This window comes from Streptomyces sp. 2A115 (assembly GCF_052245575.1).
GTDB lineage: Bacteria > Actinomycetota > Actinomycetes > Streptomycetales > Streptomycetaceae > Streptomyces.
Window position 1 is genome coordinate 142,551 of the sequence record NZ_JBQQCG010000001.1, and the last position, 13,246, is coordinate 155,796.

At 69.7% G+C, this 13,246-nt stretch carries 6 protein-coding genes; 2 read left to right on the forward strand and 4 right to left on the reverse strand.

Features of this window, described 5'->3' with window-relative positions:
* The first annotated feature begins 42 nt into the window (after positions 1 to 42).
* Complete coding sequence (gene gltB, locus ACTWQR_RS00665; RefSeq protein WP_443224836.1) at positions 43 to 4,647, forward strand: glutamate synthase large subunit; 4,605 nt, start codon at positions 43 to 45, stop codon at positions 4,645 to 4,647.
* Positions 4,640 to 6,100 carry a glutamate synthase subunit beta gene (locus ACTWQR_RS00670; protein WP_443224837.1) on the forward strand — a complete coding sequence of 487 codons (1,461 nt, stop codon included), beginning with the start codon at positions 4,640 to 4,642 and terminating at the stop codon, positions 6,098 to 6,100. The genes gltB and ACTWQR_RS00670 overlap by 8 nt, the downstream gene beginning before the upstream one ends.
* 146 nt (positions 6,101 to 6,246) lie before the next feature.
* Here the strand turns inward: ACTWQR_RS00670 and ACTWQR_RS00675 are convergent, their stop codons facing one another.
* From ACTWQR_RS00675 to ACTWQR_RS00690, 4 genes are all read right to left on the reverse strand, one after another.
* A complete protein-coding gene (locus ACTWQR_RS00675; RefSeq protein WP_443224838.1) occupies positions 6,247 to 6,702 on the reverse strand; it encodes a hypothetical protein in 456 nt (151 codons plus the stop codon).
* A gap of 8 nt (positions 6,703 to 6,710) precedes the next feature.
* A complete protein-coding gene (locus ACTWQR_RS00680) occupies positions 6,711 to 7,043 on the reverse strand; it encodes a hypothetical protein (RefSeq protein WP_443224839.1) in 333 nt (110 codons plus the stop codon).
* Positions 7,040 to 12,256, reverse strand: a complete 5,217-nt coding sequence (locus tag ACTWQR_RS00685) for an HD domain-containing protein (protein WP_443224840.1) — start codon at positions 12,254 to 12,256, stop codon at positions 7,040 to 7,042. The genes ACTWQR_RS00680 and ACTWQR_RS00685 overlap by 4 nt, the downstream gene beginning before the upstream one ends.
* 99 nt (positions 12,257 to 12,355) lie before the next feature.
* Positions 12,356 to 13,198: a chitosanase gene (locus ACTWQR_RS00690; protein ID WP_443224841.1), complete on the reverse strand. Its 843-nt coding sequence runs from the start codon at positions 13,196 to 13,198 to the stop codon at positions 12,356 to 12,358.
* Positions 13,199 to 13,246: the final 48 nt, after the last annotated feature.

Sequence of the window (13,246 nt, forward strand, 5' to 3'; positions counted from 1 at the left end):
CCCTCGGCACATGCATATGCCACGACGACGACGGGAGAGCCGATGCGTACGCCGCGCCAGCCGTCCCAGCACTCCGCGAATGGCCAGAACTGGTCCTTCATGGATGCTCGCCCTGCTGCGCAGGGTATGTACGACCCCCGCAACGAGCACGACGCCTGCGGCGTCGGCTTCGTGGCCACCCTCACCGGTGAGGCGAGCCACGCGCTGGTCGAGCAGGCGCTCACGGTTCTGCGCAACCTGGAGCACCGCGGTGCCACCGGCGCTGAGCCCGACTCGGGCGACGGTGCCGGCATCCTGTCCCAGGTCCCCGACGCCTTCCTCCGTGAGGTGGCCGGTTTCGAGCTGCCCGAGGCCGGTGCGTACGCGGTCGGTACCGCGTTCCTGCCCGAGGAGGGCGCCGCCGACGCCGTCGCACGTATCGAGGCGATCGCCGCCGACGAGGGCCTGACCGTCCTCGGCTGGCGTGACGTCCCGGTCGCTCCCGAACTCCTCGGCGCCACCGCCCGCTCGACGATGCCGGCCTTCCGCCAGGTCTTCGTGGCGGACGGTTCCAGCCAGGGCATCGAGCTCGACCGCAAGGCGTTCGTGCTGCGCAAGCGCGCCGAGCGCGAGGCCGACGTGTACTTCCCGTCGCTCTCCGCCCGCACCATCGTCTACAAGGGCATGCTGACCACCGGCCAGCTGGAGCCCTTCTTCCCGGACCTGTCCGACCGGCGCTTCGCCTCCGCGATCGCGCTCGTGCACTCCCGGTTCTCCACGAACACCTTCCCGAGCTGGCCGCTCGCCCACCCGTACCGCTTCGTCGCGCACAACGGCGAGATCAACACGGTCAAGGGCAACCGCAACTGGATGGCGGCCCGCGAGTCCCAGCTCGTCTCCGACCTCTTCGGCGAGCAGGAGAAGATCGAGCGGATCTTCCCGATCTGTACGCCCGAGGCCTCCGACTCCGCGTCCTTCGACGAGGTCCTGGAGCTGCTTCACCTCGGCGGCCGGTCCCTCCCGCACTCCGTGCTGATGATGATCCCGGAGGCCTGGGAGAACCACGCCTCCATGGACGCCACCCGCCGCGCCTTCTACCAGTTCCACGCCACGATGATGGAACCCTGGGACGGCCCGGCCTGCGTCACCTTCACCGACGGCACCCAGGTCGGCGCGGTCCTCGACCGCAACGGTCTGCGCCCCGGCCGCTACTGGGTCACCGACGAGGGCCTCGTCGTCCTCGGCTCCGAGGTCGGCGTCCTCGACATCGACCCCGCGAAGGTCATCCGCAAGGGCCGCCTGCAGCCCGGCCGCATGTTCCTCGTGGACACCGCCGAGCACCGCATCATCGAGGACGACGAGATCAAGGCCGGCCTCGCCACCGACCTGCCGTACCAGGAGTGGCTGGAGGCCGGGGAGATCGAGCTCTCCGACCTGCCCGAGCGCGAGCACATCGTGCACACCCACGCCTCGGTCACCCGTCGCCAGCAGACCTTCGGCTACACGGAGGAGGAGCTGCGCGTCATCCTCGCGCCGATGGCCAAGTCCGGCGGCGAGCCGCTCGGCTCCATGGGTACGGACTCGCCGATCGCGGCCCTGTCCGAGCGCCCGCGGCTGCTCTTCGACTACTTCACCCAGCTGTTCGCGCAGGTCACCAACCCGCCGCTGGACGCGATCCGCGAGGAGCTCGTCACCTCGCTGCGCTCGTCGCTGGGCCCCGCGGGCAACCTCCTGGAGCCGACCGCGGCCTCCTGCCGCAGCGTCACCCTGCCCTTCCCGGTGATCGACAACGACGAGCTGGCCAAGCTCATCCACATCAACGCCGACGGCGACATGCCGGGCATGAAGGCCGCGACCCTGTCCGGCCTGTACCGAGTCTCCGGCGGCGGCGAGTCGCTGGCCGCGCGCATCGACGAGATCTGCACCGAGGCCGACGCCGCCATAGAGAACGGCGCCCGCCTGATCGTCCTCTCGGACCGGCACTCCGACGCCGAGCACGCGCCGATCCCCTCGCTGCTGCTCACCGCGGCCGTCCACCACCACCTCATCCGCACCAAGCAGCGCACCCAGGTGGGCCTGCTCGTCGAGGCGGGCGACGTCCGTGAGGTCCACCACGTGGCCCTCCTCATCGGTTTCGGCGCCGCGGCCGTCAACCCGTACCTGGCGATGGAGTCCGTCGAGGACCTGGTCAGGGCCGGAACGTTCCTTCCCGGCATCGAGCCCGAGCAGGCCATCCGCAACCTGATCTACGCCCTCGGCAAGGGCGTTCTCAAGGTCATGTCCAAGATGGGCATCTCGACCGTCGCCTCCTACCGTGGCGCCCAGGTCTTCGAGGCCGTCGGTCTCGACCAGACCTTCGTCCAGAAGTACTTCAACGGCACGGCCACCAAGATCGGCGGCGTCGGCATCGACGTCATCGCCAAGGAGGTCGCCGCCCGCCACGCGAAGGCGTACCCGGCGAGCGGCATCGCGCCGGCGCACCGCGCCCTCGACATAGGCGGCGAGTACCAGTGGCGCCGCGAGGGCGAGCCGCACCTGTTCGACCCGGAGACGGTCTTCCGCCTCCAGCACTCGACGCGCACCCGCAGCTACGACATCTTCAAGAAGTACACGGACCGCGTGAACGAGCAGTCCGAGCGGCTGATGACGCTGCGCGGCCTGTTCGGCTTCAAGACCGGTACTGATGGCCGTCAGCCGATCTCCATCGACGAGGTCGAGCCGGCGAGCGAGATCGTCAAGCGCTTCTCCACCGGCGCCATGTCGTACGGCTCCATCTCCAAGGAGGCGCACGAGACCCTCGCCATCGCCATGAACCAGTTGGGCGGCAAGTCCAACACCGGTGAGGGCGGCGAGGACGCGGACCGCCTGTACGACCCGGCGCGCCGCTCGTCGATCAAGCAGGTGGCCTCCGGCCGCTTCGGTGTCACGTCCGAGTACCTGGTCAACGCCGACGACATCCAGATCAAGATGGCCCAGGGCGCCAAGCCCGGCGAGGGCGGCCAGCTGCCCGGCCACAAGGTCTACCCGTGGGTCGCCAAGACCCGGCACAGCACCCCCGGTGTCGGCCTGATCTCCCCGCCCCCGCACCACGACATCTACTCCATCGAGGACCTGGCCCAGCTGATCCACGACCTGAAGAACGCGAACCCGCAGGCGCGGATTCACGTGAAGCTGGTCTCGGAGGTCGGCGTCGGCACGGTCGCCGCGGGTGTGTCGAAGGCGCACGCGGACGTCGTACTCATCTCGGGTCACGACGGTGGCACGGGCGCCTCGCCGCTGACGTCGCTCAAGCACGCCGGTGGTCCCTGGGAGCTCGGCCTCGCCGAGACCCAGCAGACGCTGCTCCTGAACGGCCTGCGCGACCGCATCGTCGTCCAGACCGACGGTCAGCTGAAGACCGGCCGTGACGTCGTCATCGCCGCGCTCCTCGGCGCCGAGGAGTTCGGTTTCGCGACCGCGCCGCTCGTCGTCTCCGGCTGCGTGATGATGCGCGTCTGCCACCTCGACACCTGCCCGGTCGGTATCGCCACGCAGAACCCGGTGCTGCGCGAGCGGTTCGCCGGCAAGGCCGAGTACATCGTGAACTTCTTCCAGTTCATCGCCGAGGAGGTCCGCGAGATCCTCGCCGAGCTGGGCTTCCGCACGATCGAGGAGGCCGTCGGCCACGCCGAGTCCCTCGACGTGGAGCGGGCGATCACCCACTGGAAGGCGCAGGGCCTGGACCTGTCCCCGCTCTTCTACGTGCCCGAACTGCCCGAGGGCGCCCCGCTCCACCAGGTCATCGCGCAGGACCACGGCCTGGAGAAGGCGCTCGACAACGAGCTGATCAAGCTCGCCGCCGACGCCCTCGCCGCGTCCAGCGCGACCGACGCCCAGCCGGTCCGCGCCCAGGTCGCGATCCGCAACATCAACCGCACGGTCGGCACCATGCTCGGCCACGAGGTGACGAAGAAGTTCGGTGGCGCGGGCCTGCCCGAGGACACCATCGACATCACCTTCACCGGCTCGGCGGGCCAGTCCTTCGGCGCCTTCCTGCCGCGCGGCGTCACGCTGCGCCTGGAGGGCGACGCCAACGACTACGTCGGCAAGGGCCTCTCCGGCGGCCGCGTGATCGTCCGTCCCGACCGGGGCGCCGACCACCTCGCCGAGTTCTCGACGATCGCGGGCAACACGATCGCGTACGGCGCGACCGGCGGCGAGCTGTTCCTCCGGGGCCGTACGGGCGAGCGGTTCTGCGTCCGCAACTCCGGCGCCACGGTCGTGTCCGAGGGCGTGGGCGACCACGGCTGCGAGTACATGACCGGCGGTCACGCCGTCGTGCTCGGCGAGACGGGCCGCAACTTCGCGGCCGGTATGTCGGGTGGCGTCGCGTACGTCATCGACCTGAACCGCGACAACGTGAACATCGGCAACGTCGGCGCCGTCGAGGAGCTGGACGACACCGACAAGCAGTGGCTGCACGACGTCGTGCGCCGGCACCAGGAGGAGACCGGCTCGACCGTCGCCGAGAAGCTCCTGGCCGAGTGGGACACCGCGGTGGACCGCTTCAGCAAGATCATCCCCAGCACGTACAAGGCAGTGCTCGCCGCCAAGGACGCCGCCGAGCGAGCCGGTCTCACGGAGACCGAGATCACCGAGAAGATGATGGAGGCGGCGACCAATGGCTGATCCCAAGGGCTTTCTGAACCACGGTCGCGAGGTCGCCAAGACCCGCCCCGTGCCGGAGCGCGTCAGGGACTGGAACGAGGTCTACGTTCCGGGCTCGCTGCTGCCGATCATTCCCACGCAGGCCAGCCGCTGCATGGACTGCGGTATCCCGTTCTGCCACAACGGCTGCCCGCTGGGGAACCTCATCCCGGAGTGGAACGACTACGCGTACCGCGAGGACTGGTCCGCCGCGTCGGAGCGCCTGCACGCCACGAACAACTTCCCGGAGTTCACGGGCCGCCTCTGCCCCGCTCCCTGCGAGTCGGCGTGCGTGCTCGGCATCAACCAGCCCGCCGTGACCATCAAGAACGTCGAGGTCTCGATCATCGACAAGGCGTGGGACAGCGGGGATGTCGCCCCGCAGATCCCCGAGCGGCTGAGCGGGAAGACGGTCGCGGTCATCGGCTCGGGTCCGGCCGGCCTGGCCGCCGCGCAGCAGCTGACGCGGGCGGGCCACACGGTGGCGGTGTACGAGCGCGCGGACCGCATCGGCGGCCTGCTCCGCTACGGCATCCCCGAGTTCAAGATGGAGAAGCGGCACATCAACCGGCGTATCGAGCAGATGCGCGCGGAGGGCACCAAGTTCCGTACGGGCGTGGAGGTCGGGCGCGACACCGACGCGGCGAAGCTGCGCAAGCGGTACGACGCCGTGGTCATCGCGGCCGGTGCCACGACCGCCCGTGATCTCCCCGTCCCCGGGCGGGAGTTGAAGGGCGTCTACCAGGCGATGGAGTACCTGCCCCTCGCCAACAAGGTGCAGGAGGGCGATTTCGTAGCGCCCCCGATCACCGCCGAGGGCAAGCACGTCGTCGTCATCGGCGGCGGCGACACCGGCGCGGACTGCGTGGGCACGGCCCACCGTCAGGGCGCGGCCTCCGTCACGCAGCTGGAGATCATGCCCCGGCCGGGCGAGGAGCGGAACCCGGGTCAGCCCTGGCCGACCTTCCCCATGCTCTACAAGGTGACCTCCGCGCACGAGGAGGGCGGTGAGCGGGTCTACTCCGTCAACACCACCCACTTCGAGGGCGACGAGGACGGCAACGTCCAGTGGCTGCACCTCGTCGAGGTCGAGTTCATCGACGGCAAGCTGACCCAGAAGCCGGGTACGGAGCGGAAGATCCCGGCCCAGCTGGTCACGCTGGCCATGGGCTTCACCGGCACGGACGTCGAGAACGGGCTGGTCTCCCAGTTCGGCCTCGAACTCGACGCGCGCGGCAACATCGCGCGGGACGCCGACTTCGCGACCAACGTGCCCGGCGTGTACGTCGCCGGTGACGCGGGGCGGGGGCAGTCGTTGATCGTGTGGGCGATCGCTGAAGGGCGTTCGGCCGCGCGTGGGGTCGACCGGTTCCTGACGGGTGCGAGCGACCTGCCGGCGCCGATCCGTCCTACGGACCGTTCGCTGATGGTCTGACGCTCGACCTCGTCTCACGCTCCACCCCAACAGACGTCCCGTACAACGGCGTACGGAACTGAGCACGGCGCCTGCTTTGTCCCCGACCGGACGATGGTGGGCGCCGTGGTGCGTGCGGGGGTGCCTGAGTAGGCGCCGCCTGTCCGTTACTGGCCGGGAGCCACCCACGTGACGATCACGGCGCCGGCCACCGCCAGGACTCCGAACAGACCGAGCCAGCGAGCGGCCTCCACCAGACGCCAGATCTGCCGGGTACGCCGCTTCTCATGGGCCAGGAGCCGGTTGGGTTCGCTGTAGACCTCCACGCCGGGCCGGTCGTGGACCGCGAGGACACTGAGCCAGGAAGCGATGATCAAGCCGAGGAAGCCGCAGGCCAGCAGGGCGACCACGGCCCAGCGCGGGCCGTCGGACAGCTTGCTCAGATCCTCCTGGCCCTTCAGGACGAAGACGGCGGCGAGGAGTCCGGTGAGCGAGGAGAGGTAGGTGCGGTAGCCCTCCGCCTGCTGAAGCGCGAGGCGCAGCTGCTGGTGCGGATCGCGCAACGCTTCCGCCCGGTCCTCCGCGTCGCGCAGCTGGTCGTCGGTGAAGCGCGGTGACGGCATGTGCGGCCTCAGTTCCCGGTGGTGAGCTGAGCGGGTGGCGGGGCGAGGGCCAGCATGGCCCCGCAGCCGCGGCGCCGTGCGGGGCGGGGCTGGTGGTAGCCGTCGCAGGAACAGGACATGTTCCAGATGTCGGGCTCGGCGGGCGGCTTGCGGCGGCCCAGGAAACCGCCCTTGGCGGCCAGGGGCTGAATGGGGCCGAAGGTGTGGGTCATGGCGCAGCCGCAAACTGGGCATGTGCCGCTGACCGTCAACTCCCTCTCGCCGCTGTTGTCCTGTGCCGTCCACTGGACGGTGAGGGTGCCGGGGTGGCTGTGGGGATGATAGGGCGTCGCTGAGGTCATGAGGCGGAGTCTTTCCGTGCCGGCAGAGAGAGTTGGAAGAGGCGTGCGTAGCGGGTCAGGCGGTCGCGCACCTTGGCCTCGTCGAGTCCGGTCTCCTCGGCGCAGAGAGTGATGTGGTCCTCGGACACGCCGCCGGACAGTGCCGGGGCGCGGCCGGTGAGCTGTGTGGTGAGGACGACCACGTCGATCCAGTCGGGGCGGATGCCCGCCTCCTCGCCCTCCGGCGCGCGGACTCTCACATCGAGGCCGAGGCAGGCGAAGGGGGCGTAGCGTTCGTAGGTCTTGGCCAGCGTCCAGCCGAATCGGCCCGCCACGAGGACGAGTTCCAGGGCGCCGAGGGTTCCGGGGCCCAGGAGACCACGATCGAAGGCGGCTTGGTCGAATTCGTTGGGCGTGAGGCCCGCCAGGAGCTCGCCGGCGGGCCCCTGGAGATCTCCCGGCAGCTTGATGCCGGCCAGGACGGCCAGGCGTGCCAGGTGGTCGAAGGCCTCGCCCAGTGTGACGTGCCCGTTGCCTCCTCGCCGCTTCGTGAAGGCAAGGAGGTCGCTGACGGACAACTCGTCCTTGAGGCGGACGGGCCTACTCGACATGTAGAAGTCGCTGTGCGTCAGGACTTGGAGGTCCACTTCGGTCAGCCGTAGACGGACCGCATCCGCCGGGATGTCGGGGACGCTCAGCTGGAGTGGGGTCTCCAACTGCCGCAACCTGTCAGCCGCGACCCCCAGTTCCAGGTCGAAGTGCGCGGCCAGCGCCATGAGGTAGCCCATGGTTGCGCCCCCTTCGTCGAAGCGGCCGCTGAAGCCGGCCGCGGACGTGCCGGGCGAAGGGAGCAGCAGGCGGTGGGGGGTCTTCACCTGGCCCTCCAGGGCCAGGTCGTCGGCGCCTCGCCGGTCGAACAGTCCACAGGCGTCGAGGGCGCGTACAGCGCTGCGGAATTCGTCCATGCGACTGGAGTCCTCGCGGGTGAACGCGCCCACCATCTCCCATGGCGTGACGGGATCCGTCAGCGTGTCGCCGCGCCGCTCCGCAAAGATGCTGGACAGCCAGTACGGGGCGGCCCAGTCGACGGCCTCCTGAGGCAGAGCGGGCACATGGGCGCCGGTGATCGTTGTCGCGGAGTTGATGCGGTCGGCGGTCTCACCCAGAGTGGCCCCGGTCTGCTGGGAGACCTCCAGGAGGCGGTGGAGCGGCACGGCTCCCTCGTACCAGGGCGCCTGCCGGTTGAAGCCTTCTGACAGCAGAAGCTGCTGGTTGGGCGGGAGGGCCTGTGCTTCGAGTGCTTCGGGAGTCGGGTGTGCGTCCAACGAGAATCCGAGGCAAGCGAACTGCTCGACAAGCCGGGCCAGTTCGGGAAGGGAGAAAGGGGGTGCGGCGCGGCTCAGCAGATCGACCGGGCCGATGGAGCCGGGTAGCCAGTCGCACTCGCCCCTCCAAGGAGACACCACGGATACCCCCTGGTCGAGGGCGAGGCGGTACAGCTCGTCCGTGGTCAGGCGCCGCTTCGCGAGATCCTCGGGTGGTTGCGGAGGAGCCGGCAGGTCATGGCTCACCAGGCGCAGTTGGCGGAGCAGGTCCACCGCTTCGCCCAGGGGGAGGCCGTGCAGCGCCGAGATGGCGAGCAAGGGAGCGTGCCGGGCGGGGGGACGTACTCTCTTGAGATCACGGGAATGCGGCCTGAAGGTGTAGGCGGTGTCGTTCTCCAGGCCCGACATGTACTCCTCGAGGGAGGCATAGGCGCCGTAGAGGTCGGCAGCCGCCTGGGAGACCACGAGGTTGTCCAGTGCCCTGATGTCGGTGACGTGGGGAACCTCGATGCCGACCACGGCATAACGGCGCAGGGCACGCAGTGACTCACGCACGGAACGGCGCCCCTGTGCCGCGGCCTGGAGCACCGTCTGCCACCCATGGGTTACCGCCGACTGGAAGAGCAAGGCGTCGAGCCCGGCCGGTTCCGGGTAGCCGGCGGGTGCGAAGTGCTCCATCGTCTGACTCAGGCCGAGACGGCTTGCCCTCCAGGACCCGATCAGAGCGCGCTCGTAGGGGCCGCCTGCTGTGATGGCCAGCGGCGTCTGGAAGCTCAGCGCACTTCTGTCCGCGGGCAGGCATCCCGTGACGGCCAGCGACACGCTTCCCTGCACCAGGCGTCTGCCCTGTTCCGAGTCGAGTGACGCCATCGTCCCGTCGGGCAGGGCGTCCAGGAGCACGACAGCCATCCGTGGTGTCTTCCGTGCCAATTCCCACAACCAGGGCAGCGACACGTCAGCGAGCTGCGAAGCCGCGGCCGGAATCCGCGCCAGCAGTTCCCGCATCACCAACTCCTCGTCGTGCGAGAGCAGTTGGTTGCGGTCGACGCTCGGCACGGGACTGTGCCGCTCGCGCAGATTGACGACGTACCCGTACACCTCGGGGGCGTCCTGAATGAGGACGCCGTCCAGGAGCAGTTGCCCCTTCCCCTGGACGAGCCACGCCTCTCCGTCCGCCTCACCCTGTTCGTCGCAGAGGGGGACGGGCAGCACGCGCCAGTCGTCCCGGCCCACCAGCCGTCCTGGTTCCCAGCCGAGCTTCCGGACGGTTTCGCCCTGCCTGGTCAGCTCCTGGGCCGTCACGTTGTGTTCCGTGACCCACAGGTGCGTGCGTAACGTCTCCACCAGGGACGGCACCTGCTCGCCCTCCTGCGGCTCGGCCATATAGAGCCGCACGCGGGTGCCGCCGTCCTCCGGGACCTCAGGATCGTCCGAGGCGTTGATCTGGAGCAGACCGGAGCCCGACCGGATGTCGACGCGCAGCGCGGGCTCCGCGCCGGTCCGCCCGGTCGCGTCGACGGCGCGGGTCCATACGACGACCTCGTCGGCCAGCATGAAGTAGCTGAACACGCCGATGCCGAAACGGGAGTTGAGGGACTGGTCCACGATTCCGGCCCGGCGCCAGTTGCGGCGCTCCTGGACGAAGTCGGGGTCCTGTTCGTAGCGCTTGCCGGCCCGGGCGAACATCGAGGTGAGCCGTGCACGGCTCATGCCGGTGCCGTTGTCGAGGCACTCGATGTAGGGGCGGCTGTCGTGCCAGCCCTGGGTGAAGACGATCTCGGCGTCCCAGGTGGAGTGGATCCGGCCGTACTGGCGTCTCATGTACCGGTAGCGGCACGCGTCGAGCGCGTTCTGGTACAGCTCTCGCACCGCGAGCATTCGGTCGCCGTACAGCTGGGTGCCCATCAGGAGCGGGCGGATCTCGTCCTCGGCCAGCCGGAAGCGTTCGAGGGGCTCCTTGTAGCGGCCGGGCACGGCCCGCAGTTCCTCGGTCGTCACCCGGTCCGGGAGCCCTCGCAGCAGCGGCTGCGCCGTGGCGTCCGTACGGAAGGCCCGCATCGTGGCATCAGCGGCGAGCGACAGTTCCTCGATGGCGGCGTGCAGCGCCGGGTGGGGGCAGCGTAGCCGTACGGTGATGCCACGGGTGTCGGCGGTGCGGCCGTCCGTGCCGTCGTAGTCGAGACCGCCGAGCGTGGCCACCACCTGGCTCGCCAGCAGAGGCTCGTGCGCCCCCAGGTGATCGACCATCACGCTGGAGAGCCGGCGCGGGTCCGCGGCGAGCAGCCCGGCCGTCCACAGGAGCCGGGCGAGCTGGCGTCCTCGCCAGTGGTTGCCGCGCACCGGCCTGGTCTCGATCCAGGACTCACCGTGCCGCGCGTCGTTGACCCGGGGGCTGCGGCCCGGCTTCACCGTGAGGTGCCCGAGTACCTGGCGAACCTGGCTGTCGATCTCCTGGCGTTCCTCGGGAGACCTGCGGACGGGGGCCGGGGTGTCGGTGGCGGCCTCGATGGCCTTCACCACCATCGTGATCAGCTCGTCGACGGCGTTGTAACCGCCACCGTGCTCCCAGAGCCCGTCCCAGTCGGCGATGAAGCGGTGCCGCAGCCAGTGATCCGCCGCCGCGACGGCCTGTTCGAGGCCGCGGCCACGCAGGGTCTCGGTGGTGCGCACGACCAGGGAGTGTGCGCGGCACACGTCGCGGGCGGCGTCGCGCACCAGTCGCTCCTGGTCGTCCCTGGCCTCCTCCCGGCCGCGCGGCCCCGGGTCGAACTGGCCCGGCAGCAGCCTGTGCAACTGGTCCAGGCTGATGGCGACGATGCCCTCCTGGACGACCGCCGCCGCCAGCAAGCACGCCGTCTCGGCCGGTGAGAGCCGCTCGTCCTCGCGGAGGTCGGCCCGCTTGACCAGGTCGCTGAGCCGGGCCTCCACCCGCTCGGGATACAGGGGGTCCGCCCACGGGTCGTCCCGGTGTGCACGGGTCTGCGAGTTGGTCTCGACGACGCACCGCACCAGCTCGGTCAGACGCTCTTTCACCCGATCATGGGTCTCGGAGCGGCCCGAGGTGTGCCGCCACAGACCGGAGGCGTGGATGATTCGGGTCCAGTCCAGGGTTTGCTGGGCACCGTCGCACACCACCGGATCCCTGTGCTCGCCGCCTTGCGGAGGCACCGGCAGCAGGGTCCCGACGGTGGGCGACGTGACCTGGGGGTGCCGGGCGGCGAGCTGAAGCAGTTCCTCCTCTGTGTACTCGGCGACCGCGTGAAACGTGGTCGGCGGGTTGACCCGGGACAGGGCCGCGGCGAGTGCCTGCGCGAACCAGCTGCCCGCCACGGGGTCAGCGTAGGCGCGCTGCCCGGGGCCACAGCTGTAGAGCCAGTAGGCGTCGTGCGGCTCGGCCCACGCGCCGTCGGCGGTGTCCCTCGCGCGCCGCGGTTCGTCCGTCCGACAGATGTCCAGGCAGATGATCGCGGTAACGCCTTGCGGGAGGGCGCCGAGCAGTTCGGCGGGGTCGGCCCGAAGCAGACTGCGGGGGAGCAGGCCGCGGCTGCCGTCGGGGAGCGGTGCTCCGGGCTGGCTGTCCTGGAGGACCAGATGGTCCCGGCCGTTGATCGTCAGCCCGTGGCAGGAGAAGTACAGGAAGGCGGTGTCGCCCGGTTCGCAGGCGGCCAGGAAGTCGGTGACGGCCCCGATGACCGGACCCACACAGGTGTCGTCGCATCGCGCGGTGACCTCGTAGTTGGACTGTTCGAGAGCCGCGCCCACCAGTGACAGGTCACGTTCGACGAAGGCCAACGGCCGGTAGACGGCATCGAGTTCCCGATGCCCGGCAAGATATGGGGTGCTCTTCACTCCGACAAGCAGTGCACGGCGTCGGCCGCCGGCAGCCCCGTCGTCCTGTTCCAGTTCCACGTACTGACCTTCCCACCGAACACTCCGGATCACATCATCCCAGAAGTGACCAGCGGTGAAAGGGAGTTGACGAACGGAGCGCACCATGAGCCCGGTGGCTCACGGCACCTTGTACGCCTGCCCGTACACCTTCCACTCCAGTGGCGTCTCCAGCTCCAGCTTCCCGTCGTACAAGAACCGACGCTGGGCCGTGTCTACGCGGCTCGTGTCGCGCTTCTCGGCCTTCATGACCTTGCGGCGGACATCGAGGAAAATGTCCAGGTACGCCTTCTCGTCCCCGCCCTCCGCCGGCGTGTCCGCCTCCGCCATGGCGTCCCTGCGGAGGCCGTAGAAGCCGGGGTCGGTGCCGGGGCCGTGCATGACGATGGCGTCGTAGTAGATGAACTGGCCGAGCGTGCCCAGGCCGTCGCGTTCGGCGAGGCGGACCGCCGGGTCGAAGTAGACGCGGTCGCGTTCGGTGTCCTGGGCCCGGCGGAAGGCCGGTTTCTCCGACTCCTCCTTCCAGGCCGTCGTGAAGCCGGGATCGAGGCCCTCGTGGGAGTCGGAGCCGTCGACCTCGCGGAGAGCGGGGAGGTAGCGGGCCAGGGCGTTGTCCGGGTGGTCCTTCGTGTACCGCTCGACCAGGACGAGCAGGTCGTGCGTGCCGGTGGTGAAGCCGATGATGCCCGCCGTGTAGCCGCGGCCGTCGCCGATGTCCTCGATGTAGCCGTACTGGGCACGCCAGTCGAGGCTGGAGTTCTCGGCACTGGACACGATCTGCTGGGCCAGGTCCTTCTTCTCCGGCGCCGCCAGGCCCGCCTGTTGGGACGGAGAGGCGGTCGAGGTGGGCTTCCGCGCGTCTGAAGGCGGGTCGTCGTCGGTGTTCTGGTCGGGCACGAGGAAGTACACGGCCACCGCCACGAGAGGGACGGTGGCGAACAGCAGACGGCCAGCGCGTTTCATGCCGCAAAGAGTACGATCGTCGAGGAGTGCCGTCCCGCATCGGGTGGG

Excerpts from the sequence above, each read along its gene's own strand:
- gltB (WP_443224836.1), top strand. The coding sequence starts at position 43 with ATGCGTACGCCGCGCCAGCCGTCCCAGCACTCCGCGAATGGCCAGAAC.
- ACTWQR_RS00670 (WP_443224837.1), top strand. The coding sequence starts at position 4,640 with ATGGCTGATCCCAAGGGCTTTCTGAACCACGGTCGCGAGGTCGCCAAG.
- ACTWQR_RS00675 (WP_443224838.1), bottom strand. The coding sequence starts at position 6,702 with ATGCCGTCACCGCGCTTCACCGACGACCAGCTGCGCGACGCGGAGGAC.
- ACTWQR_RS00680 (WP_443224839.1), bottom strand. The coding sequence starts at position 7,043 with ATGACCTCAGCGACGCCCTATCATCCCCACAGCCACCCCGGCACCCTC.
- ACTWQR_RS00690 (WP_443224841.1), bottom strand. The coding sequence starts at position 13,198 with ATGAAACGCGCTGGCCGTCTGCTGTTCGCCACCGTCCCTCTCGTGGCG.